Origin of the sequence: Bhargavaea cecembensis (genome assembly GCF_000826125.2) — a bacterium.
Lineage (GTDB): Bacteria > Bacillota > Bacilli > Bacillales_A > Planococcaceae > Bhargavaea > Bhargavaea cecembensis_B.
Map to the genome: position 1 here is coordinate 1,512,523 of NZ_LN651373.1, position 22,700 is coordinate 1,535,222.

At 61.5% G+C, this 22,700-nt stretch carries 21 protein-coding genes; 6 read left to right on the top strand and 15 right to left on the bottom strand.

Going from position 1 to position 22,700, the window contains the following annotated elements; all coding sequences use genetic code 11:
- Positions 1-4 precede the first annotated feature (4 nt).
- From BN1189_RS12925 to pdxR, 6 genes are all read right to left on the bottom strand, one after another.
- Positions 5-715, bottom strand: a complete 711-nt coding sequence (locus BN1189_RS12925) for a cytochrome c biogenesis CcdA family protein (protein WP_040228633.1) — start codon at positions 713-715, stop codon at positions 5-7.
- Between the two features lie 235 nt (positions 716-950).
- Positions 951-2,750, bottom strand: a complete 1,800-nt coding sequence (locus BN1189_RS12930) for an ABC transporter ATP-binding protein (RefSeq protein ID WP_040228634.1) — start codon at positions 2,748-2,750, stop codon at positions 951-953.
- Positions 2,750-4,504, bottom strand: coding sequence for an ABC transporter ATP-binding protein (locus tag BN1189_RS12935; protein WP_040228635.1), 1,755 nt, complete (start codon positions 4,502-4,504; stop codon positions 2,750-2,752). Before BN1189_RS12935 ends, BN1189_RS12930 begins: the two co-directional genes overlap by 1 nt.
- An 81-nt stretch (positions 4,505-4,585) precedes the next feature.
- Positions 4,586-4,918 carry a YolD-like family protein gene (locus tag BN1189_RS12940; protein ID WP_040228636.1) on the bottom strand — a complete coding sequence of 111 codons (333 nt, stop codon included), beginning with the start codon at positions 4,916-4,918 and terminating at the stop codon, positions 4,586-4,588.
- A gap of 38 nt (positions 4,919-4,956) precedes the next feature.
- Positions 4,957-6,210, bottom strand: coding sequence for a Y-family DNA polymerase (locus BN1189_RS12945; RefSeq protein ID WP_040228637.1), 1,254 nt, complete (start codon positions 6,208-6,210; stop codon positions 4,957-4,959).
- A 208-nt stretch (positions 6,211-6,418) separates the two neighbouring features.
- Positions 6,419-7,795: a MocR-like pyridoxine biosynthesis transcription factor PdxR gene (pdxR, locus tag BN1189_RS12950; RefSeq protein WP_040228639.1), complete on the bottom strand. Its 1,377-nt coding sequence runs from the start codon at positions 7,793-7,795 to the stop codon at positions 6,419-6,421.
- A 106-nt stretch (positions 7,796-7,901) separates the two neighbouring features.
- On the opposite strand from pdxR, the gene BN1189_RS12955 reads away from it, so the two are divergent.
- Positions 7,902-8,528, top strand: a complete 627-nt coding sequence (locus BN1189_RS12955; protein ID WP_040228640.1) for an FMN-binding negative transcriptional regulator — start codon at positions 7,902-7,904, stop codon at positions 8,526-8,528.
- 181 nt (positions 8,529-8,709) lie between these two features.
- Here the strand turns inward: BN1189_RS12955 and argH are convergent, their stop codons facing one another.
- From argH to BN1189_RS12985, 6 genes are all read right to left on the bottom strand, one after another.
- On the bottom strand, positions 8,710-10,104 hold the full coding sequence (gene argH / locus BN1189_RS12960; RefSeq protein ID WP_040228642.1) for an argininosuccinate lyase: 1,395 nt from the start codon (positions 10,102-10,104) through the stop codon (positions 8,710-8,712).
- Positions 10,101-11,327 carry an argininosuccinate synthase gene (locus BN1189_RS12965; RefSeq protein WP_040228643.1) on the bottom strand — a complete coding sequence of 409 codons (1,227 nt, stop codon included), beginning with the start codon at positions 11,325-11,327 and terminating at the stop codon, positions 10,101-10,103. The genes argH and BN1189_RS12965 overlap by 4 nt, the downstream gene beginning before the upstream one ends.
- Positions 11,328-11,544: 217 nt before the next feature.
- On the bottom strand, positions 11,545-12,105 hold the full coding sequence (locus tag BN1189_RS12970) for a hypothetical protein (protein ID WP_040228645.1): 561 nt from the start codon (positions 12,103-12,105) through the stop codon (positions 11,545-11,547).
- Positions 12,106-12,110: 5 nt separating this feature from the next.
- Complete coding sequence (locus BN1189_RS12975; RefSeq protein WP_040228646.1) at positions 12,111-12,686, bottom strand: hypothetical protein; 576 nt, start codon at positions 12,684-12,686, stop codon at positions 12,111-12,113.
- Positions 12,687-12,733: 47 nt separating this feature from the next.
- A complete protein-coding gene (locus BN1189_RS12980; RefSeq protein WP_052455852.1) occupies positions 12,734-13,486 on the bottom strand; it encodes an SDR family NAD(P)-dependent oxidoreductase in 753 nt (250 codons plus the stop codon).
- Positions 13,473-14,417, bottom strand: coding sequence for an MBL fold metallo-hydrolase (locus BN1189_RS12985; protein ID WP_040228648.1), 945 nt, complete (start codon positions 14,415-14,417; stop codon positions 13,473-13,475). The genes BN1189_RS12980 and BN1189_RS12985 overlap by 14 nt, the downstream gene beginning before the upstream one ends.
- A gap of 389 nt (positions 14,418-14,806) precedes the next feature.
- Between BN1189_RS12985 and proC the strand changes: the two genes are divergently transcribed.
- From proC to namA (BN1189_RS13010), 5 genes are all read left to right on the top strand, one after another.
- Positions 14,807-15,616, top strand: coding sequence for a pyrroline-5-carboxylate reductase (gene proC, locus BN1189_RS12990; protein ID WP_040228650.1), 810 nt, complete (start codon positions 14,807-14,809; stop codon positions 15,614-15,616).
- 54 nt (positions 15,617-15,670) lie between these two features.
- On the top strand, positions 15,671-16,729 hold the full coding sequence (gene namA / locus BN1189_RS12995; protein WP_052455853.1) for an NADPH dehydrogenase NamA: 1,059 nt from the start codon (positions 15,671-15,673) through the stop codon (positions 16,727-16,729).
- A gap of 54 nt (positions 16,730-16,783) precedes the next feature.
- Positions 16,784-17,830 (top strand): NADPH dehydrogenase NamA, encoded by a 1,047-nt coding sequence (gene namA / locus BN1189_RS13000; protein ID WP_040228651.1) that lies wholly within the window; start codon positions 16,784-16,786, stop codon positions 17,828-17,830.
- Positions 17,745-18,056 (top strand): pyrroline-5-carboxylate reductase family protein, encoded by a 312-nt coding sequence (locus tag BN1189_RS13005; RefSeq protein WP_082194265.1) that lies wholly within the window; start codon positions 17,745-17,747, stop codon positions 18,054-18,056. The genes namA (BN1189_RS13000) and BN1189_RS13005 overlap by 86 nt, the downstream gene beginning before the upstream one ends.
- A 54-nt stretch (positions 18,057-18,110) precedes the next feature.
- Complete coding sequence (namA, locus tag BN1189_RS13010) at positions 18,111-19,127, top strand: NADPH dehydrogenase NamA (RefSeq protein WP_040228653.1); 1,017 nt, start codon at positions 18,111-18,113, stop codon at positions 19,125-19,127.
- 145 nt (positions 19,128-19,272) lie between these two features.
- Here the strand turns inward: namA (BN1189_RS13010) and BN1189_RS13015 are convergent, their stop codons facing one another.
- Genes BN1189_RS13015 through BN1189_RS13025 form a run of 3 tightly spaced genes read right to left on the bottom strand, consistent with a single transcriptional unit; the run spans position 19,273 to position 22,607 of the window.
- Positions 19,273-20,424, bottom strand: coding sequence for a diaminopropionate ammonia-lyase (locus tag BN1189_RS13015; protein WP_218922851.1), 1,152 nt, complete (start codon positions 20,422-20,424; stop codon positions 19,273-19,275).
- A 27-nt stretch (positions 20,425-20,451) separates the two neighbouring features.
- Positions 20,452-21,393 carry a ribonuclease Z gene (gene rnz / locus BN1189_RS13020; protein ID WP_040228654.1) on the bottom strand — a complete coding sequence of 314 codons (942 nt, stop codon included), beginning with the start codon at positions 21,391-21,393 and terminating at the stop codon, positions 20,452-20,454.
- A gap of 8 nt (positions 21,394-21,401) precedes the next feature.
- Positions 21,402-22,607 (bottom strand): DNA polymerase IV, encoded by a 1,206-nt coding sequence (locus tag BN1189_RS13025; RefSeq protein WP_040228655.1) that lies wholly within the window; start codon positions 22,605-22,607, stop codon positions 21,402-21,404.
- Positions 22,608-22,700 lie beyond the last annotated feature (93 nt).

The window sequence follows — 22,700 nt, forward strand, 5'->3', positions numbered from 1 at the left end:
AAAATCAGAATCCTTGGAAGTCCCCGAAGAACGGGCTCAGCCAGCCGATGATCTTCGTCATTCCGTCGAAGAACAGCAGAATCCCGACGAGGATCATGATCCAGCCGCCGATCTTCATGATGATGTTGCTGTATTTCCGGATGACCCCGAGCTTCGTGATGAAGAACGACAAGATGAAGAACGGGATGGCGAATCCGAGCACATAGGACATCATATACAGCATGCCCGCGTCCGGATGCTGCCCGGCCATCGTGATGATGGCGCCGACGATCGGGCCGTTGCACGGCGTCCATCCGGCGGCGAACGCCAGGCCGATGACAATCGATCCCAGGTAGCCGGCCGGCCGGTTCTTGAACTGGAATTTCCGTTCTTTCATGAGGAACTCCGGCTGCAGCACCCCAACGATCATGAGGCCGAACAGGATGATGAAGATGGCCCCGATCTGCCGGATCATGTTGTCATACTTCAGGAAGAATTCCCCGATCAGGGAAGTTCCGAATCCGAGGGCCACGAAGATGATGGAGAACCCGATCAGGAAGAACAGCGTATGCAGGATGCCGGATCTTGTCATTTTCTTCTGGTCCGATTTCAGGTCTTCGAGCGACATCCCTGTAATGTACGATACGAATGCAGGATAAAGCGGCAGCGAACACGGGGAGATGAAGCTGAGGAAGCCCGCCCCGAATGCCAATAACACGTTGAGGTCCGTCGACATACCGTTCCCCCTTTCTTTATTGCCTCTCCTATCGTACCAAAATCATCCCGGATTTGCGCCAGTTCCGCCTGTGACAGTTTGTTGTCGGCGCAACGGCGCTGCCGGGTGGGCACCTTTCCTTCAGTTTCAAAGGTGTTTGATTTAGTTTCGCGTCGCCCCTCTTTAGTTTCAGACCCTCCTGCTTTCGTTTCCCGCAAAAAAACACGGGAGCCGTCGGCACTCCCGTGTTCGCTGGTCAGCCTGCTTCGTCTCCTTCGCCGACGAGTCCGTTCTGCAGGCGGTACATATTGAAATACAGGCCTTTCCGGGCGATCAGCTCGCGGTGGGTGCCCCGCTCGACGATCTCTCCCTGATGGAGGACGAGGATCAGTTCCGCGTCCTGGATCGTGCTCAGCCGGTGGGCGATGGCGATCGTCGTCCGGCCCTTCCGCATGCGGCCGAGTCCTTCCTGGATCGCCGCTTCGGTTTCCGTGTCGATGTTGGCCGTCGCTTCGTCCAGCACGAGGATCTTCGGGTCGGTGGCCATCGTGCGCGCGAAGGCGACGAGCTGGCGCTGGCCTCCGGAGAAGGTCGTCCCCCGCTCGGTCACTTTCTGGCGGTAGCCGTCCGGGAGCTGCCGGATGAACGGATCCGCCTGGACGAACTCCGCCGCCGCCCGGACGTCCGCCGGAGTGATCGACTCGTTGAACAGGCGGATATTGCTCTCGATGTCGCCGTAGAACAAGAACGGGTCCTGGAGCACGAGGCCCATCTTCTGCCTCAGTTCCGCCTTCGGGTACTCGCGGATCGGCCGTCCGTCGATCAGGATGTCCCCCCGCTCGAACTCATAGAAGCGCATGAGCAGATTGATGATCGAGCTCTTGCCGGAGCCGGTATGCCCGACGAGTGCGACCGTCTCTCCGGGCCTTGCGGTGAATGAAATATTTTTCAGGACATCGTTGCGGCCGTCATAGGAGAAGGAAACATCGCGGAATTCGATTTCGCCTTCCGTGATTTCCGCCCCGCTTGCTGCAGGCTGCGCAGGTTCCAGGTCCGGTTCGTCCATGAGCTTGAACACCCGGTCCGCCGCGACGGTCGCCTGCTGGAAAATCGACAGCCGCTGCATGACCTGGTTGATCGGCTCGAAGAACCGGTCGATGTACGTGACGAATGCGTAGATGACGCCGACCTCCACCGGGCTGCTGAATGACGTGATGCCGAAGTACGACAGCAGCAGGATGAGGCCGAGCGCATAGACGAGGTCGACCGCCGGCCGGAGAAGCAGGCCGTCCAGCTTGATGTTGCGCATGCCGGCGTCGTAATGCTTTTCGTTGATCTCCCCAAATTCCTTGCGGAGCCGCTTCTCCTGCCGGAACGCCTGGACCATGCCCATGCCGTTGAGCGATTCGGCGATTTTCCCGTTCAGCTGGCTGAGCCGCTCCCTCAGATCCTGGTAAAACTCGGAACTGTATTTGCGGTAGATCGCCATGATGAGGAAGATGAGCGGCAGCAAAAGCAGCGTGATGAGCGCCAGGCGGACGTCCAGGATGAACATGGCGATGTAGACGCCGATGATGAGGAAGCCGCTCTGCAGGAAGCCGACGAGCACGTCGACGAACATTTCGAGGATCGCTTCCGTATCGTTCGTCACGCGGGAGACGATGCCGCCGGCGGGTGTCCGGTCAAAGTAGCGCATGCCGAGCCGCTGGACTTTTGAAAACGCGTCGATCCGGATCTGGCGGACGATCCGGAGGGCGATCTCCTGGAACTTGAACAGCTGCACGTAGCCGAACACCGTATTGAGCACGAGAATGATGAGGTAGACTGCGGCAAGCGCCGTGAGCGGACCGGCCGGGAACGTGCCCGGCGTCAGGTAGTCGTCGATGAAGATCTTGATGAGCACCGGCCCGAGCACGTCGCCGAGCACCATGAGCCCGAGCAGGACGAGGGCGAGGACCGCCGCCTTGGCATGCGGGCGGATATAGCCCATCAGCCGCTTCAGCACCCGCCACTGTTCCCGGTTGCTCAGGACCGGCTGTTTTTCCCGAGGTTCCATCATGATTCTCCTCCCTGCTCGACGAGCGCCTCAAGCCGCTGCAGCTCGTACATTTCGTAATAATGGCCCCGGAGCGCCATCAGCTCGTCATGCGTGCCTTTTTCGGTGATTGTGCCGCCGTCCATGACGAGGATTTCGTGCGCATGCTGGATGGCGCTCATCCGGTGGGAAGTGATGATCGTCGTCTCCCCCTGCCGCTCCGCCTTGAGCGAGCGGAGGATCGCTTCCTCCGTCCGGGCATCGACCGCGGAAAGCGAATCGTCGAGGATGAGCAGCTCGGGGTCCATCAGAAGGGCGCGTGCGATCGAAATGCGCTGCTTCTGACCGCCGGAAAGCGAGACGCCCCGCTCCCCGACGACCGTTTCGTAGCCGGCCGCGAATCCGAGGATGTCGCCGTCGATCTGGGCGAGCCGGGCCGCCCGCCGCACTTCATCAAGCGGTGCGTCGATGTCCGTGAAGGCGATGTTCTCCCGGATGGTCGTCGAGAACAGGAAATGATCCTGCGGGACGTAGCCGATCGCCTCGCGGAGACGCTCTTTCCGGTAATCGCCGATCGGGACGCCGCCGTATGTAATCGTTCCTTCAAAGCCGTCGAATTCCCGGAGGAGCAGCTTCAGGATGGCAGTCTTGCCGGAACCGGTCCTGCCGACGACGCCGAGCGTCTCGCCGCGCCGGAGCGCGAAGCGGACATCGTGAAGCGCCGGCCGGTCATCGCCCGGGAACTTGAACTCCTTCACGTCAAAGACAAGGTCGCCCTCCGGCTTCCGGTCGACCGCCCCCGGGACGTCCTGCACTTCCGGCCGGACCGAAAGCAGTTCGGTGATCCGGCCGTAGGAGGCGCGTCCGCGCTCGACAATGTTGAACAGGAAGCCGAATGCGAGCATCGGCCAGACGAGCAGCCCGAGATAGGCCGTGAAGGCGACGAGGTCCCCGACGCTCATCTCCCCGGCCAGGATGAAGCGGGCCCCGAACACGACCGACAGGAAGAACGAGACCCCGACGATCAGCGAGATGGTCGGATCGAACAGGGCGTCCACGCGTGCGACCCGGATGTTCTTGTCGACGACGTCCGCGGACAGCCTGCGGAAATCGTCGATGTCCTCTTCCTCCTGGCCGAACGTCTTGATGACCTTGATGCCGGAGATGCTCTCCTGGGTCTTGTCGTTCAGGTCGGAGAAGGCTTCCTGGGCGCCGCGGAACCGTTCATGGAGCATGCGCCCGTACCAGCTCGTCAAAACGGCCATGAACGGCATCGGCAGAAGCGCGATCAACGTCAGCTTCCAGTTGATCGTGATCGCCATCGCGAGGATGACCGCTCCACCGGTCGTGACGGAATCAACGAGCGTCAGCACGCCCTGGCCGGCGGTCATCTGGACCGCCCGCAGGTCGTTCGTCGCGTGCGCCATCAGATCGCCGACCCGCCGTTTCTGATAGAACGAAGGCGATTGATCGGTGAAATGGCGGAACAGCCGCTCGCGCATCTGCCGGCCGAGCAGCACCGAGGAGCCGAAGATCTGGATCCGCCAGTAGTAGCGGAGGACGTACATGCCGAGCGCCGCTCCGGCCAGGATGAGGAGCCATTTCCCGAGTCCGCCGGGCGTGAGGTCGCCGAGCCGGATCTCGTCGACGACAAACCCGATGATCCGCGGAGGCAGGAGCTGGAGCACGGCCACGACGATCAGCATGAGGATGCCGAGGATGTATTGCTTCTTTCTTTCCTTAAAGAACCACCCCAGTTGCATGAATACTTTCACGGAATACGGTCCCCCCTTTTTTTTCGAACCGATATCCAGTGTAGCAAATGTTCCGAATTTGGAGAAGTGGCGGAAACCGGATTATTCGGCTGCGGAAATGCCGATTACATCCGCGGTCCGGATGATGCGCGGCTCCCCGTCCCCGTCCACGAGGCGGACCGTGCCGCTCGCCGGGTCGAAATGATGCAGGGGCCCCGCATATTCCACCTCCCCGGAAACCGTCCGGCAGCGGATGGCGAGCCTGCCGCCGAACTCCAGCGCTTCGTGGATCAGCCGGTCCCATTCCTCCAGCTGCTGCGGGTCCGCCCCGACCGGCTCCCGCCTCTCTTCTTCCTCCTGCCATTCCCTCAATAGTTTCAGGTGTTCCGGCAGCATCATCGCCGTCCATTTGATGTTTCCCCTGTCGCGGATCATCCGCACCACTCCTTTCCCGTCCGGCGGTGATTCCGCCGTCAGATTTTATGGCCGCCGATCAGCTTCGCGCGGCCGACCGCCGTGCCGGCGTCCGTGTAGGAGACGGCCCGGAGAATGGCGGCCGGCCCGTATTTCGAGCGGATGGCGTCCATCGCGGCGCCGAGCTTCCGTTCTTCCCATTTGTTCTCCTCAAACAGGCTCAGCTGCATGGAATGCTCTTCTTCCAGATTGGAAAGCGAGATCGCCAGGCGGCGGATCGGCCGCCCGTCATGAAATTTATCAAGCAGTTCCGTGCACACCCGGTAGATCGCCATCGTGGCATTGATCGCCTCATCGACGGAGCGTGACCGGCTGAACCCGCCGCCGTACGCATCATCGCTGTAGCCGGCCGACAGATGGACGGTCCGCCCCGCCCGGTTTGCTTCGCGCGCCCTGCGCCCGACGTCTTCGCACATTTCGAGCAGGACGGCGAGGATGTCTTCGCGCTTCGAGTAGTCCCGGAACAGCACCTGCCCTTTCCCGTAGCTCACCTGGCCCTCGATGAGCGGTGCGCCGAGCTCCGACAGATCGACGCCCCACGCGTGGTGATACAGCTGGTTGCCCATCACGCCGAACTCCTTTTCCAGCACGGCGAGGTCCGCGTGGGCAAGATCGCCGACCGAGAAGATGCCGAGGCTGTTCAGCCGCTTCTCGAGCCGGCGGCCGATGCCCCACATGCCGGAAAGGGGCGCAACCGGCCACAGTTTCTCCGGCACGTCTTCATAGCGCCATTTGGCGAAGCCCCGCTTTTTCGCCTCCAGATCGAGTGCCAGCTTGGCCAAGAGCATGTTCGGTCCCATGCCGATCGCGGACGGCATCTGGAACTGGGCGAGCAGCTGGTCGCCGATCCGCTTTGCCGTCTTTTCCGGCGGGCCCCACAGCCGCTCCGTGCCGCCGAGGTCGACGAACGCCTCGTCGATGCTGTATACGTGGATCGCTTCTTTTGGAACATACTCGTTCAAGAGGCGGGTGATCTCCATGGAAATGCCGATATAGAAGCCCATCTTCGGTTCAATGAGCCGGATGGACGGATCATCGGGGATTTCATACAGCCGGCTGCCCGTCCGCACACCGAATTCCTTTTTCAGCCGCGGAGAGGCGGCGAGCACGACACTGCCCTTCCGCTCCCGGTCGCCGATGATCGCGATCGGCTCTTTCATCACGTCGAGCCCTTCATCGGCCGCCGCGCAGCTCGCGTAGAAGCTGCGCATGTCGAGGCAGATGATTTTCCGCTCCGGCAGTCCTTCGTACATCCGGATTTCCTCCCTTCCTCTGCATTGATTCTACTTAGAACAAGTGTTCCCCTCCTTCAGTATAGCCAAACCGGACGGAATCATTCAACGGCAATTTCGGGAAACGGAGGAAGGAAATCAGCAGATCCGCTGTGCATGCGGGTCTCCGTTTCCATTAAAAAAGACCGGGAGGGATCCCGGTCAGGATGTGCGCCGCTCGCGGCCGGCTTTAGAACCACGCCTTTTTCAGAAGCTCCGCACCAAGTTCGATCTCTTCGGCAGAGAGGCTGCTGAACCCGAGCTTGATCATGGGACGGTCGGGATGGTTGCGGATAAAATAAGTTGAAGAAGGATAAACACGCACTCCCTGCGAGGAGGCACGGCGGATCAGTTCTTCTTCGGTATACGGAAGATGCACCTTGATCAGGAGGAACAGGCCCGATTCCTTCCCGACCATCGTCACCTGTCCGCCGAAAAGCCTGTCCAGTACGGAAATGAGCCGCGTCATCTTGCGCTTGTACACAAGCCGCATCCGCTTGATGTGGCGGCTCCATTCCCCGTCCTCAATAAACCGGGCCATGGCAAGCTGGTTCGGAAGCGAAGCGGTCGTCTCGAAATTTTGGAAACGGGCGTGATACCGGTCGAGCAGACCGGGCGGAAGGACCATGTAGCCGAGCCGGATCCCCGGCAGAAAAGACTTTGAAAAATTCCCGAGGTAGACGACCCGCGACGAATCGGTGGCCGCAAGCGCCGGGAACGGCCTGCCGGTATACCGGAACTCGCTGTCATAGTCGTCCTCGATGACGTATCCCTCCCTTGAGGCGGCCCAGTTCAAAAGTGCCTGGCGTTGCTGGATAGTCATGCTGACACCGAGCGGGCTCTGGTGGGAGGGCGTGACATAGGCCACCCCGGCGTCCGTCCCTCCGAGATGAGACAGGTCAATGCCCGTCTCACGGACCGGCAGCGTCCGGATCCCGAAGGAGTGGAAACGGAAGGCCTCCCAGGCACCGTCATATCCGGGATCCTCCACGGCGACGGAGGAATGATCCTCCCTCAGGACATGGCCGAGCTGGAGGAGCATCTGCTGGGTGCTGCTGCCGATGACGATGGCATCCGCATCGGCCGACACGCCGCGGGATTGGAAAAGGTAAGACGCAATCTGTTCGCGCAGACGCCGTTCGCCGAACGGGTCTCCGTACAGGAAGCTCTCTTTCTCCGCCAGCACCTGGTTGAAAATCCTTCTCCATGCCTTCAGCGGGAAGTGCGCCTGATCAACGGCACCCGCCCGGAAATCGACGGTTACGGAAGGTTCCGGAGGAGCGGGCCTGACAGACCGGGAAGTCGTTCCATGGAGGAAAAGCGGTTCCAGCCGGTTCACGAAGTAGCCCCTCCGGCTCTCACCCTGTATGTATCCTTCGGCCATCAGCTGTTCGTAAGCCATCAGTGTCGTGTTCCGGCTCACCTGGAGCGAATCCGCAAGGCGGCGGATGGACGGCAGCTGCTCGCCGGGCAGCAGTTCACCTTGCTCAATCCATCGCTTGAACCGTTCATAGACCTGCTTGTACTTCGGCGATCCTTCATGGAAAGCGAAAATGATGTCTTTCATAGTCCAACATCCTCTGACATGTGGATTTTTCTAATATTGTACCTTTTTCCATGACAGCCTACATCGTATACTTTCAAAAAGAGGATTAAAACTGGAGGCGTTGCTCATGTACATTCCAAGAAAATACCAGGTCCGGGATATGGAAGAGATCGAAACATTCATCCGGGCGAATCCGTTCGGCATTGTCGTCACCTTGAAAGAAGGCAGTCCCGTCGCAACTCATATCCCCCTGCAGCTTCGCACAGTGGACGGGGAGCATTACCTTACCGGGCATCTGGCCTACGGGAATGCCCAGTGGAAGGCGTTCGGGGCGGACGAAGAAGTCCTCATAATCTTCCAGGGTCCGCACTCGTACATCTCCCCCTCCTGGTACGAGCAGGAAAACGTGCCGACCTGGAACTACCAGGCTGTGCACGTGTACGGAAAGCCGGAAATTATGGAAGGCGAAGAACTGCACCGGGACCTCGCCCTCCTGATGGAGAAATACGAAAAGCACCGGGAACACCCAGTACTCTGGGACACACTGTCCCCTGAACTGCTGGAAACCGAACTGAAGGGGATCGTCGGATTCAAGATCCGGGTCGGCAGGATCGAGGCCGCATTCAAGCTCAGCCAGAACCGCAGCGACTCCGACTACCGGAACATCATCCGGCACCTCGGCCAAGAAGACGACCCGCTGGCCGCGGATGTGGCCGAAGCGATGGGGAAAATCCGGCCGGGCGAGACGGAATGAGCCAAAACGCAGGCTGAAACGGCGCGAAGGGGAGATACCGGGAGATACCGGCCGAAACTCTCCTCACTCGGCGGCCAACTCTCCTCACTCGTGCCCAAACTCTCCTCACTCGTCAGCCACAACGTAAAAAAAAGACCGGAGTCGTCCGCCATGGACAATTCCGGTCTTTTCGGGTGATGAATCAATACTTGCCGGCAGGCTGGCCGAGGGTCTCCTCCGCTTTGCCGATCTGCACGCGGACCTGGTCAAATCCGGTCCCCCCGTAGGAGTTTCTCCGGCGGACGGCCGCTTCGGGTGCGAGCACGGCGTAGATGTCTTCTTCGATGAGCGGGCTTTCCTCCTGCATGCCGGACAGCGGCAGGTCTGTCAGGACGCAGCCTTTCTGGATGCAGGTGAAGACGAGCTTTCCGGTCACTTCGTGCGCTTCGCGGAACGGCATGCCTTTCGCCGCCAGGTAGTCGGCGAGCTCGGTGGCGTTCGAGAAATCCTTGCCGACCTCCTGCTCCATGACGTCCGCATTCACGGTCATCGTGCGGATCATGCCCGCGAAGATGCGGAGCGAGCCGGTGACGGTCTTGACCGTGTCGAACATGCCTTCCTTGTCTTCCTGCATGTCTTTGTTGTAGGCGAGCGGCAGGCCCTTCAGCGTCGTGAGGAGGCCGGTCAAGTTGCCGTACACGCGGCCGGTTTTGCCGCGGATGAGTTCCGCCATGTCAGGATTCTTTTTCTGCGGCATGATGCTCGAGCCGGTCGAGAACGCGTCGTCGAGCTCAATGAAGCCGAATTCCTGGCTCGACCAGAGGATGATCTCCTCGGCGAAGCGCGACAGATGCGCCATGAGCAGCGACGAGGCGGACAGGAATTCGACGATGAAGTCCCGGTCGCTCACCGCGTCCATGCTGTTTTCATAGACACCGGCAAAGCCGAGCAGCTCCGCAGACAGATGCCGGTCGATCGGGAACGTCGTCCCGGCGAGTGCGCCCGCGCCGAGCGGAGACAGATCGGTCCGCTTGAGGGAGTCTGTGAAACGGCCTTTATCCCGCTCGAGCATCCAGAAGTATGCCATCAGGTGATGGGCGAATGACACCGGCTGGGCGCGCTGGAGGTGCGTGTAGCCCGGTGCGAGCGTCTCGACATGGGCTTCCGCCTGCTCGAGGATCGCCTTCTGGAAGTCTTCGATGAGCACGATGACTTCCTTCGTGCGCGCCTTCAGGTACAGGTGCATGTCGGTCGCGACCTGGTCGTTGCGGCTGCGTCCGGTGTGGAGCTTGCCGCCGACCGGGCCGATGTCGTCCGTCAGCATCTTCTCGAGGTTCAGGTGAATGTCTTCAAGTTCCACGGAAAATTCCAGTTCATCCGCTTCCGCCTTTTCTTTCAGACGGGCGAGGCCGCCGAGGATGGCATCCGTCTCATCGTTGGTGAGAATGCCGCATGTTCCGAGCATCCGGACGTGCGCCGTGCTGCCTTCCAGGTCCTCCAGGACGAGTTCCCGGTCGAAGCCGATCGACGCGCCAAACTCGTCGACCCATTCCTCGGCGCTCTTCTGGAAACGGCCACCCCAGAGTTTTTCGGTCATGACTGCACCTTCTCCGGCTGTTTCACGGATTCGGCAGCCTTGTTGACGGAGGCGTGGACTTTCGTCGGCAGGCCCCACAGTTCGATGAAGCCGACGGCGGATTCATGGTTGAACGCGTCTTCCTTCGTATAAGTCGCGAGCTTTTCGTCATAGAGGGAGTTCGGCGACTTGCGGCCTTCGACGATCGCATGGCCCTTGAACAGTTTCACGCGGACGGTGCCGTTGACGAACTGCTGGGTCTCCTGCAGGAATGCCTGGAGCGCTTTTGTGAGCGGCGAGAACCAGAGTCCTTCGTAGATGAGCTCGGTCAGCTTCTTGCCGACGACCGGCTTGAAGTGCGCGAGTTCCTTCACGAGCGTGATGTCTTCGAGTTCCTTGTGCGCCGTGAGCAGCGTCATCGCGCCCGGGCATTCGTATACTTCACGGGACTTGATGCCGACGAGGCGGTTCTCGACGTGGTCGATGCGGCCGACGCCGTGCTTGCCGGCGATGTCGTTCAAGCTGAGGATCAATTCATCCAGCGCCATTTTCTCGTCGTCGAGCGTGACCGGAACGCCGTGCTCAAAGCCGATTTCAATGACGTCCGGCGTGTCCGGCGCGTCTTCGAGGGACACCGTCAGGTCGTATGCATCTTCCGGCGGAGCGGCCCACGGGTTCTCGAGGATGCCGCATTCATTCGAACGGCCCCACAGGTTCTGGTCGATCGAGTACGGGCTGTCGAGATTGATCGGGATCGGGATGTTGTGCGCTTTCGCGTATTCGATCTCTTCTTCGCGCGACCAGCCCCACTCGCGGACAGGGGCGATCACTTCAAGCGACGGGTCGAGCGCCTTGATCGACACTTCGAAGCGGACCTGGTCGTTCCCCTTGCCTGTGCAGCCGTGCGCAACGGCATCTGCGTTCGTTTCATGCGCGATTTCGACGAGTTTCTTCGAAATGAGTGGACGGGACAGCGCCGAGACGAGCGGGTACTTTTCCTCATAAAGCGTGTGGCCCTGGAGCGCCGGCAGGACGAATTCTTCCGCGAACTCCTTCTTTGCGTCGATCATGTAGCTTTCGGATGCGCCGACCTGGAGCGCCTTTTCTTTGACGAATGCGAGGTCCTTCCCTTCGCCGACGTCGAGGCAGACCGCGACCACTTCGTATCCTTTTTCCTTCAGCCACGCAACCGCCACCGATGTATCAAGACCTCCTGAATATGCAAGAACGACTTTCTTCGCCATATGCAATCCCTCCATGTATGTTTATTCATGTTATTCATGTTTTATTCATGAGTGAATCTTAACACGGAATAATCATCGGTGCAAGCAAATGTTTATGCATTTCCGAAGAAAGCAAAAAAAGTCGCCCGGAGCCCGCCGGGACCCCGGGTCTCTCAAAGCAAAACAGGCGAGACGCAGCCGGTCACCCGGTTGCAGTCTCGCCTGTTTTGCGGTCCGATCATTCGCTTTTCGGTTCTTTCGTATATTCGTGGCTGTCGACGTCGAGTTCCACGGTGTAGGTCTCATTGGATTCGACGATCGTGTAGTCGAATTTGACCGTCTCTTCGCCGAGCTCCGGCTTGCCGAGGAGGACGAAGTCATTGCCCTCTTTTTCGAGGAACGCCTGGAATGCTTCGGTCTGGCTGATCGACAGGCCGTCTTTCGGCACGACGAAGACCGAGGCGTGCGCCTGACCCGGGAACGAGCGCGCGACCATGCCCGTATGGTACACATCGGCCCGCATGCCCTTTTCCAGATCCCCGATTTCCAGTTTCCGCTCTTCTCCGTCTCCTACGCTGACGAAGTGGGTCTCTTCGTCAATCGTATAGAAGATGTCATTGACGAGCACCCGGTCGCCGTCAATGTCCGTGATGAACCCTTCCACTTTTTCAAGCCCTTCAACCGAAGCGGACAGTTTATCTTCCGCTTTCGGGCCATCCGACTGGCCCCCGCTCCCCCCGCCGGTGCCGCAGGCGGAAAGAAAAAGCGTTGCCGTTGCGCAGATCAGAAATTTTTTCACTGCAATCACTCCCCGGAATGTTCGTCATCGATCGGTTCTTTCGTGTACGCTTTTGTGTCCGTGTCCAGCTCCACGCGGAATTCCTCGTTTGAATCCGACGTATAATCAAACCGGATTTCGCCCTCGGGGAACTCGACCTTTTTGATCACCCAGGGCTGGTCGTCCTCTTCTTCAAGGAACGACCGGAATGCCTCCGCCTGCTTCATCTCTTCCTCTCCCTTTTGGACCGCAAACACGTCGGCGTAAGCCTGGCCCGGCAAGGACAGCGCCACGACGCCGGAATGGTAGACATCCACTCTCATGCCCTTCTCCAGATCTTCGGCCGCCAGCGTCTTTTCGGAGCCGTCGCCGAGGGAGACGAGGTGGGTGTTTTCATCCATCGAATAAGAGACGTCATTGACGAGCACGCGGCCGTCTTCGATCGCAACGATCAGTCCCTCGGTCTTCTCCATCCCTTCCACGGACACGGACAGCTGATCCTCTTTCCCTGTCTCTCCTGAAGGAGCGGCGTCCCCGCCGCCTCCCGTCCCGCAGGCGGACAGCAGCACCGCCGTGGCGGCGAAAATCAATAACTTCTTCAAAATTTTCACCCCCTCAACCGATCAGACGGTCGAGGGGGTATGGAGTTTCATTTCTTTTCAAAGAAATTCCGGCCGAGCTTTTCGGTGAGCCCGGGAGCGATCGAATGGGCCCTGGCGGCGGCCGCCATGTACCACGGAAGATCGATGTCGCGGACCGGACGGCCGAGTGCCCGGACGGCGGCTTCTGCGACTTTTTCCGGAGAGGTCAGGTAGCCGGCCATCGATTCCCGGTAGTCCGCAGACGGAGCGGCCAGGTCAAGGAATGGCGTATCGACAGGCCCCGGATTAATCGAGGTGACGGTGATGCCGTGCGGGGCCATCTCGAGCCGGAGCGCATCCGCGTAGCCGAGGAGGGCGGCTTTGGAGGCGGCGTAGGCGGACGCTTTTTTCGTGGCGACTTTCCCCGCGGCGGAAGCGATGAAGATGATCTGCCCCGCCCCCCGAGCCATCATGCCCGGCAGGAGCCGCCGCAGCAGCTTCATCGGGGAGGCGGCGTTCACCTCGAGCATCCGGTCGATCGTTTCGTCGGACAGCTCATGGGCGTGGACGAACGCACCGACGCCGGATGCCAGGATGACCGCATCGGGTGCTCCCGCCGCCCGTGCCACCCGGTCGAGTCCGGCGGCGTTGGACAGGTCGGCCTCCAGGATCCCGGCCCCTTCCCGCCGGATGTCTTCGAGGGTTGAGCGGTTGCGCCCGGTGGCGAGCACGAGATGCCCTTCCTTCAGCAGTTCCGAAACGATTGCCCGGCCGATGCCGCCGGTCGCGCCGGTGACGAGCACCCGCTTACGCCTGTTCATAATGAAGCACCCCGTCTTCCCCGCGTGTTTCCTCCGCGAGCCCTTCCTCGACGAGCCAGTCCGCCTGGCCGATCGTCTCCGAGAGCGTCAGGCCGAGTTCTTTCTGATACATCGTCGGGAACAGACGCGTGGTCAGGTCGAAAATCGTCTTCGGCCCGTCTTCCAGCATGCCGAGCACTTTCATCGCGCGGTCTTTCTGCTGATCAAGACGGTGTTCAATGAGCGGCGCGATCCCCCGCACTTCTTCGCCGTGTCCCGGGTAGACGACTTCCACCGGCAGCGCGGCAACCCGGCGGAGCGAATCGTTGTATTCCAGCAGCGATTTCGGCCGTCCGGCTTTCGGATCGAGCGGCGGTTCGATGAGCGGATTGGAAGAGATCTTCCCGAGCACGAGGTCGCCGCCGATCATGTCGCCTGTGCTTTCACTGAAGAAGGCCAGGTGGCTCCGGGCATGGCCGGGTGTTTCGAGCGCGGTCCAGCCGGGATGCCCCGGCACGGCGTCCCCTTCGCCAAGCAGTCCGTCGAGCGGCCGGCTGCCCATGAATCCGACCGGACGCTTCATTTTTGAGACCCATTTCAAATATTCTTCCGGCACGCCCTCTTCGGTCAGGCAGTCCAGATAAAATCGGTCGTGATGCTCAAAAAACGCCTCGTCCCGGCGCAGCCACGGGTCGTTGTAGGCGTGCCCGAGCAACGCCGCCCGCTCGAAACGGTCGACGAGGCCGGCGTGGTCCGGATGATGATGCGTCAGGATGACCTGCTCGATGTCTTCCGGCCGGTACCCGGCTTCCTTCAATCCGTGCAGAAGCGCTTCCCACGCTTCGGTTGTATTCGTGCCGGCGTCGAACAGGGTGAGCGCGTCCCCTTTCAGCAAATACGCGTTGACATCTCCGACGGCAAACGGCGTCGGCATGGTGATGGTATGGATCATCGGAACCCCTCCGTTGAATGAATCGTGATTCATTTATTGTACATGAGGAGAACCGCCGCGTCATCTGTTGACACTGCACGGCCGGGTGCGTATAATCACGTTAACCGAATGAACGGAATGCTCCGACGAAGACGAGTACGGGCGGTGAAGGCGCACAGAAAATGCGGTCACCGGCTGAGAGCCGCATCCCCTCTCCCGCCCCGAACCTGCTTTTGAGCCGCCGTGGAAACACGGCCGCAGCCCTCTGCGTTAAAGGGGATGAGCCGCGCCGGCCCTACCGGTGAATGAAGGTGGTACCGCGGAAACGATGCGTTTTCGTCCTTTTTCATGATTGATTCATGAACGGGGACGAGAGCGCATCTTTTATTTTGAGAAGGAGGATGAACGGGATGGAAAATGTGCTGTTTGTCGGCGCAGGTTCGATGGCGGAGGCCATCATGGCCGGGATTTTGGAAAAGGGGGCCGTGAACCCGTCGTCTGTGTTCGTGATGAATAAATCCGATGAAGGCCGTCTGGGCATGCTGAAGGAGAAATACGGCGTCGTGCCGGTAAAGAAAGAACATCCGGAAGTCGGACTGGCGGAACTCGTCGTGTTTGCGACGAAGCCGAAAGACGTGCGCCAGGCGATGAGTGATGTGGCCGCCTATCTTCATCCGGAAGCGGCAGTGTTGTCGGTGATGGCCGGGATTCCGATCCGGACGTTCGAAGAAGGCCTCGGCAGCCGGCCGGTGGCGCGTTCCATGCCGAACACGTCCGCCACGATCGGACTTGCCGCGACCGGCGTGGCGATGAACAATGCGGTGTGCGACCGGGTGCGCGGGGACATCCTTTCGCTTCTCGGCTCGGTCGGCATCGTCAAGGAAGTGGCGGAAGACGATCTCCACCTCGTGACCGCCCTTTCCGGAAGCGGCCCGGCGTATGTGTATTATTTCACGGAAGCCCTGGAGGAAGCGGCGAAGACCGCCGGGTTTGACGGAAGGGACGCGCGCGAACTGATCATCCAGACGCTCGAGGGGGCGGCGGCGATGATGCGGCAGACCGGGCTGGAGCCGGCGGATCTGCGCGAGCATGTGACGAGCCCGGGCGGCACGACCGCTGCCGGACTCCGCGCGCTGGATGAAGCCGGCTTCCACCGGGCGGTCGCCTCCTGCATCCGCGCAGCCGAAAACCGCTCACGCGAGCTCGCGGACGGGAAGTGACCGCCGGCAACTGATAGAATGGAAAGGAATTCTGTCAGGGGAAGGTGAGTATGGATGGCAACATTGTTCGAATCGATCAAATTTGGTGAAGTGACGCTGCGCAACCGGATCGTCATGTCCCCGATGTGCATGTACTCCTGTCCGGAAGGGGACGGCCGGGTCCAGGACTGGCACCTCGTCCACTATCCGACACGCGCAGTCGGCGGCGCCGGCCTCATCATTGTCGAGGCGACCGCGGTCCAGCCGGAAGGCCGGATCTCCAATGAAGACCTCGGCATCTGGGAAGACGGACAGATAGAGGGGCTCGGCCGGCTGACGGATCTGATCAAGCAGCACGGAGCAGCGGCAGGCATCCAGCTGGCTCACGCCGGCCGCAAGTCGGAGACGGACGGGGACATCTTCGCCCCGTCGGCGATCGCTTTCAATGACCGGTACAAAGAGCCGAAGGAAATGACTACGGAAGACATCCGGGCGACCGTCTCCGCTTTCCGGGAAGCGGCACGTCGGGCGAAGAAAGCCGGGTTCGACGTGATCGAGCTCCACGGAGCGCACGGCTACCTGCTCAACGAATTCCTCTCTCCGCTCTCCAACCGGCGGACCGACGAATACGGCGGCAGCGCGGAAAACCGCTACCGGGTCCTCCGCGAGACGATCGATGCCGTCAAGGAAGTGTGGGACGGGCCGCTGTTCGTCCGGGTTTCCGCAAGCGACTGGACGGACGGCGGCATGGGGCCGGACGACTATGTGCCGATGGCGCGCTGGATGAAGGAACAGGGCGTCGATTTCATCGACGTGAGCTCGGGTGCCGTCGTGCCGGCCCGGATCGAAAGCTACCCGGGCTACCAGGTGCCGTTTTCCGAGACGATCCGGAGCGGCGCCGGCATTGCCACCGGTGCCGTCGGCATGATCGCCGAGCCCGAGCACGCCGAGGAAATTGTCCGCAACGGCCGCGCCGATCTCGTGCTGCTCGGCCGGGAACTGCTGCGCGACCCGTACTGGCCGCGCAGGGCGGCGAATGTGCTCGGTGCGGAGGTCGAAGCACCGGTTCAATACGAACGCGGCTNCATCCGCGCAGCCGAAAACCGCTCACGCGAGCTCGCGGACGGGAAGTGACCGCCGGCAACTGATAGAATGGAAAGGAATTCTGTCAGGGGAAGGTGAGTATGGATGGCAACATTGTTCGAATCGATCAAATTTGGTGAAGTGACGCTGCGCAACCGGATCGTCATGTCCCCGATGTGCATGTACTCCTGTCCGGAAGGGGACGGCCGGGTCCAGGACTGGCACCTCGTCCACTATCCGACACGCGCAGTCGGCGGCGCCGGCCTCATCATTGTCGAGGCGACCGCGGTCCAGCCGGAAGGCCGGATCTCCAATGAAGACCTCGGCATCTGGGAAGACGGACAGATAGAGGGGCTCGGCCGGCTGACGGATCTGATCAAGCAGCACGGAGCAGCGGCAGGCATCCAGCTGGCTCACGCCGGCCGCAAGTCGGAGACGGACGGGGACATCTTCGCCCCGTCGGCGATCGCTTTCAATGACCGGTACAAAGAGCCGAAGGAAATGACTACGGAAGACATCCGGGCGACCGTCTCCGCTTTCCGGGAAGCGGCACGTCGGGCGAAGAAAGCCGGGTTCGACGTGATCGAGCTCCACGGAGCGCACGGCTACCTGCTCAACGAATTCCTCTCTCCGCTCTCCAACCGGCGGACCGACGAATACGGCGGCAGCGCGGAAAACCGCTACCGGGTCCTCCGCGAGACGATCGATGCCGTCAAGGAAGTGTGGGACGGGCCGCTGTTCGTCCGGGTTTCCGCAAGCGACTGGACGGACGGCGGCATGGGGCCGGACGACTATGTGCCGATGGCGCGCTGGATGAAGGAACAGGGCGTCGATTTCATCGACGTGAGCTCGGGTGCCGTCGTGCCGGCCCGGATCGAAAGCTACCCGGGCTACCAGGTGCCGTTTTCCGAGACGATCCGGAGCGGCGCCGGCATTGCCACCGGTGCCGTCGGCATGATCGCCGAGCCCGAGCACGCCGAGGAAATTGTCCGCAACGGCCGCGCCGATCTCGTGCTGCTCGGCCGGGAACTGCTGCGCGACCCGTACTGGCCGCGCAGGGCGGCGAATGTGCTCGGTGCGGAGGTCGAAGCACCGGTTCAATACGAACGCGGCTNAAGCCCTGGAGGAAGCGGCGAAGACCGCCGGGTTTGACGGAAGGGACGCGCGCGAACTGATCATCCAGACGCTCGAGGGGGCGGCGGCGATGATGCGGCAGACCGGGCTGGAGCCGGCGGATCTGCGCGAGCATGTGACGAGCCCGGGCGGCACGACCGCTGCCGGACTCCGCGCGCTGGATGAAGCCGGCTTCCACCGGGCGGTCGCCTCCTGCATCCGCGCAGCCGAAAACCGCTCACGCGAGCTCGCGGACGGGAAGTGACCGCCGGCAACTGATAGAATGGAAAGGAATTCTGTCAGGGGAAGGTGAGTATGGATGGCAACATTGTTCGAATCGATCAAATTTGGTGAAGTGACGCTGCGCAACCGGATCGTCATGTCCCCGATGTGCATGTACTCCTGTCCGGAAGGGGACGGCCGGGTCCAGGACTGGCACCTCGTCCACTATCCGACACGCGCAGTCGGCGGCGCCGGCCTCATCATTGTCGAGGCGACCGCGGTCCAGCCGGAAGGCCGGATCTCCAATGAAGACCTCGGCATCTGGGAAGACGGACAGATAGAGGGGCTCGGCCGGCTGACGGATCTGATCAAGCAGCACGGAGCAGCGGCAGGCATCCAGCTGGCTCACGCCGGCCGCAAGTCGGAGACGGACGGGGACATCTTCGCCCCGTCGGCGATCGCTTTCAATGACCGGTACAAAGAGCCGAAGGAAATGACTACGGAAGACATCCGGGCGACCGTCTCCGCTTTCCGGGAAGCGGCACGTCGGGCGAAGAAAGCCGGGTTCGACGTGATCGAGCTCCACGGAGCGCACGGCTACCTGCTCAACGAATTCCTCTCTCCGCTCTCCAACCGGCGGACCGACGAATACGGCGGCAGCGCGGAAAACCGCTACCGGGTCCTCCGCGAGACGATCGATGCCGTCAAGGAAGTGTGGGACGGGCCGCTGTTCGTCCGGGTTTCCGCAAGCGACTGGACGGACGGCGGCATGGGGCCGGACGACTATGTGCCGATGGCGCGCTGGATGAAGGAACAGGGCGTCGATTTCATCGACGTGAGCTCGGGTGCCGTCGTGCCGGCCCGGATCGAAAGCTACCCGGGCTACCAGGTGCCGTTTTCCGAGACGATCCGGAGCGGCGCCGGCATTGCCACCGGTGCCGTCGGCATGATCGCCGAGCCCGAGCACGCCGAGGAAATTGTCCGCAACGGCCGCGCCGATCTCGTGCTGCTCGGCCGGGAACTGCTGCGCGACCCGTACTGGCCGCGCAGGGCGGCGAATGTGCTCGGTGCGGAGGTCGAAGCACCGGTTCAATACGAACGCGGCTGGAAATGAAAACAGCGCCGGACGGGATGACGCCCCGTCCGGCGCTGTTTTTGTAACTGGAGAATCGGAATCGTTCGATTCAAAGAGCTAATCGTTCGATTCGGCGAGCTAATCATTCGATTCAAACGGCTAATCGTTCGATTCGGCGAGCTAATCATTCGATTCGCGGCCGTGCTCCCATACCGCCCGTGATCCTCCGGTAATTCCCCGGATCGGTATCGCCTTCCGTGTTGATTGCCAGGACAACCGAACGCTCGTCCAGGCCCAGTTCCGCCGCACGCTTCGGGTTTACGCGACAGATGTCGTCCAGCAGGCCGACCGCGACCGCAGCGCCGGATTCACCCGATACGACACGGGGATTCCCCGCGGATGGACGGGACAGGATCCGCATGCCGTTCGCGCTGACTTCATCGCTGCATGAGGCGAAGTGCGACACGAGTGGCCTCAGGATCTGCCAGGCATCCGGACTCGGCACACCGCAGGCGAGCCCCGCCATCATCGTGTCCAGGTCGCCGCCCACTTCGGCCGCGGCCCCGTCCCCCTTCAGTGCCGACCGGTAAAAACAGTCCGCCTTGTCCGGTTCCATCACTATGATTTTCGGAGCGGACTCCTCCATCCGGTTCCGCGCATATGCCGCCATCGCGGCGGCGAACGAGCCGACGCCGGCCTGCAGGAACAGATGGGTGACCGGCGGCGCGCCCGCTTCCTCCATCTGATCGAACGCTTCGTCGATCAGCGTCAGATAGCCCTGCATGATGAGCCGCGGGATTTCCTCATAGCCGCGCCAGGCCGTGTCCTGCACGAGCAGCCAGCCGCTGCGGACCGCTTCGTCTTCGGCCAGCCGGACGGTGGCGTCATAATTCAACTGCGTGACCCGCACATCCGCCCCCTGTTCCCGGATGGCGTCCACCCGCTCCTGTGCGGATCCGGCCGGCAGGAAGACGACGGCCCGCTGTCCGAGTTCACGTGCCGCCCAGGCGAGCCCTTTCCCGTGGTTGCCGTCGGTGGCCGTAGCGAATGTGACGGGTTCCCCGTTTCCTTCATGAAGCCGGCTCAGCGCATAAGAGGCGCCGAGCCCCTTGAATGCCCCCAGGCCGAACCGCCCGGACTCATTCTTGATGTACAATCCGCCGATGCCAAAAGCACGGGCCAGGCCGCCGAGCGAATGAAGCGGCGTTTCGGCGTACGCCGGAAGGCTTTCGTGGAAGCTTCTCGCCCGCTTCGCTTCTTTCAATGAAAACCGTTCCGTCAGACCGGATGGCGGCTCCCCCGCAAACGGATTGGCCATCCACTTCAACTTCCCCACTTCAGATCCCCCCTGTCCAATCGTTCCCTACGGCAGCCGTCTCAGCTGCCCGTCTTTCCATTCGAATTCCGAAAGGTCTTCCGCGATTTCGACGACCGGAAACAGGTCGGCGGCCTCGTCTGCCAGCTTGCGGGCGTCTTCGGGCAGGAAGCGCGCGCTGATATGGTTGGCGATCAGTGCCCTGGCGTCCCCTTCAGCGGCGACCCGTGCCGCATCCCGGATCGTGGAATGGCCGTACGGTCCGGCCAGATGGGCGGTGTCCGCGTCGTACGTCGCTTCATGGACGACGATGTCCGCACCGCGTGCCAGTTCGACCGAATTGCCGGTGAGCCGGGTGTCGCCGAGAATCGTCACCGTGAATCCGGGCTGCGGAGGGCCGGTGACGTCTGCGCTCCGGACTGTCCGGCCATCCGGAAGCTGCACATCGCGGCCTTCCTTCAGTTCCCGGAGAAGGGGCCCTTTCGGCACGCCGGCTTCCATTGCCCGACCGATCAGCAGCTTGCCGGGGAGCGGTTTTTGCTCGATCCGGTAGCCGAGACTCGGGATGGCGTGATCGAGCGGAAGCGCGCGCACGATGAACATTTCATCCTCGAACACGGGGCCGCCTTCCGTCTCGTGGATCTCCAGCTCGTAGTTCAGATGCGTCCGGCTGATCCTGAGCGTCACGTCGATCCACTCCTTCAGTCCGGGCGGTCCGTACAGATCGAGCCGCTCCGTGCCGCCGAGAAATCCCCTTGAGCCGAGCAGACCCGGCAGGCCGAAGATATGATCGCCGTGCAGGTGGGTGATGAAGATCTTCTCGAGCTTTCTCGGCTTCAGCGTCGTGTGGAGAATCTGGTGCTGCGTCGCTTCGCCGCAGTCGAACAGCCAGAACGTCCCCCGCTCCTCGAGCAGCTTCAGCGCAAGCGCACTCGTGTTTCGTTGTTTGGACGGCATGCCGGCGCCCGTCCCCAAAAATTGTATCTGCATGGCCTTCCCTACTTTCCTCCGGGGTTGCCGTCCCGGATGCCCCGGGTGACCGCCCCTTTGCCGAATTTTTGTTCCAGGTCGCCGAGCGCCTTCAGGACCGGTTCTTCTTTTGCGTATTTCTGATAGCTGAAGATCGACAGCTGCTCCGTCGCTTCCGCCCGGTCGACGATCCCGCCGACCGTCACGCCGAGCAGACGGACCGGCTGTCCTTCCCAGTGCCGGTCAAGCAGCGCCTCCGCTTCCCGGAAGATCGCCTCTTCCGAATAAACGGGATTCGTGAGCGTCCGGCTTCGCGTATGATTCACCCAGTCCGCATCCCGGATCTGCAAAATGACGACGTCTCCCGCGAGTTCCCGTCTGCCGAGCCGGATGGCGACTTTCTCGGAAAGGCCGCGCAGCGTCTTCTTCAGCGCTTCGGGATCGGTTTCGTCAAACGGCAGCGTCACCGATCCGCCGACGCTTTTCCGTTCATTTGCCGACTCCGGATCTACCGGGCGGGAGTCGATCCCGTTCGCCCGCTGTTTCAGATAATGGCCGCGCTTCCCGAGATTCTCCTTCAGGATGCCGTCCGGGGCGGCGGCGAGTTCGCCGATCGTCCGGACTCCGATCGTCCGGAATTTCTCTTCGGTGCTTTTTCCCACTCCGTGCATTTCGATGACCGGAAGCGGCCAGAGCACGGCCGGCACGTCCCGCTTCCTGAGGATTGTGATGCCCATCGGCTTCTTCATGTCGGACGCCGTCTTTGCGAGGAACTTGTTCGGGGCGATGCCGATCGAGCACGGCAAATCCAGTTCCGTGAGCACCCGGCGCTGGATCTCCTCCGCCAGCGAGACGGCGGAGCCCGGCCAATCCGATTCGGTCACGTCCAGATAGCCTTCGTCGATCGAGACGGGTTCGATCAGGTCGGTGAATGTGGCCAGGAGCCGGAACATCGCGTTCGATGCGTCCCTGTACCGGTTATGGTCGGGCGGGATGACGATCAGATCCGGGCATTTCTTCCGGGCTTCCCACACCGGCATCGTCGTATAGACGCCGTACGCCCGGGCCTCATAGGAACAGGTGACGACGATGCCCCGCCGCTCCTTCGGGTTCCCGGCGATCGCCACCGGCTTGCCCTTCAGCGACGGATCATGCGCCTGCTCGACGGAAGCGAAAAAGGAGTTCATGTCGATATGAAAGATGATTCTTCCCCTGTGCTGTCCGCTGCCTGCCATCCCGTCACCTCCCGTTCTTCTTCCATTATATCAACGGCGGCACGCGTTGCACAAAAACCGCATGGAAAAAGCGGGCGCGCGGCCCGCTTTTTA

What these genes read in the sequence shown, in the direction of transcription:
- BN1189_RS12925 (WP_040228633.1), bottom strand. Translation starts at nt 715, where the DNA reads ATGTCGACGGACCTCAACGTGTTATTGGCATTCGGGGCGGGCTTCCTC.
- BN1189_RS12930 (WP_040228634.1), bottom strand. Translation starts at nt 2,750, where the DNA reads ATGGAACCTCGGGAAAAACAGCCGGTCCTGAGCAACCGGGAACAGTGG.
- BN1189_RS12940 (WP_040228636.1), bottom strand. Translation starts at nt 4,918, where the DNA reads ATGATCCGCGACAGGGGAAACATCAAATGGACGGCGATGATGCTGCCG.
- BN1189_RS12945 (WP_040228637.1), bottom strand. Translation starts at nt 6,210, where the DNA reads ATGTACGAAGGACTGCCGGAGCGGAAAATCATCTGCCTCGACATGCGC.
- pdxR (WP_040228639.1), bottom strand. Translation starts at nt 7,795, where the DNA reads ATGAAAGACATCATTTTCGCTTTCCATGAAGGATCGCCGAAGTACAAG.
- BN1189_RS12955 (WP_040228640.1), top strand. Translation starts at nt 7,902, where the DNA reads ATGTACATTCCAAGAAAATACCAGGTCCGGGATATGGAAGAGATCGAA.
- argH (WP_040228642.1), bottom strand. Translation starts at nt 10,104, where the DNA reads ATGACCGAAAAACTCTGGGGTGGCCGTTTCCAGAAGAGCGCCGAGGAA.
- BN1189_RS12965 (WP_040228643.1), bottom strand. Translation starts at nt 11,327, where the DNA reads ATGGCGAAGAAAGTCGTTCTTGCATATTCAGGAGGTCTTGATACATCG.
- BN1189_RS12980 (WP_052455852.1), bottom strand. Translation starts at nt 13,486, where the DNA reads ATGAACAGGCGTAAGCGGGTGCTCGTCACCGGCGCGACCGGCGGCATC.
- BN1189_RS12985 (WP_040228648.1), bottom strand. Translation starts at nt 14,417, where the DNA reads ATGATCCATACCATCACCATGCCGACGCCGTTTGCCGTCGGAGATGTC.
- proC (WP_040228650.1), top strand. Translation starts at nt 14,807, where the DNA reads ATGGAAAATGTGCTGTTTGTCGGCGCAGGTTCGATGGCGGAGGCCATC.
- namA (WP_040228653.1), top strand. Translation starts at nt 18,111, where the DNA reads ATGGCAACATTGTTCGAATCGATCAAATTTGGTGAAGTGACGCTGCGC.
- rnz (WP_040228654.1), bottom strand. Translation starts at nt 21,393, where the DNA reads ATGCAGATACAATTTTTGGGGACGGGCGCCGGCATGCCGTCCAAACAA.
- BN1189_RS13025 (WP_040228655.1), bottom strand. Translation starts at nt 22,607, where the DNA reads ATGGCAGGCAGCGGACAGCACAGGGGAAGAATCATCTTTCATATCGAC.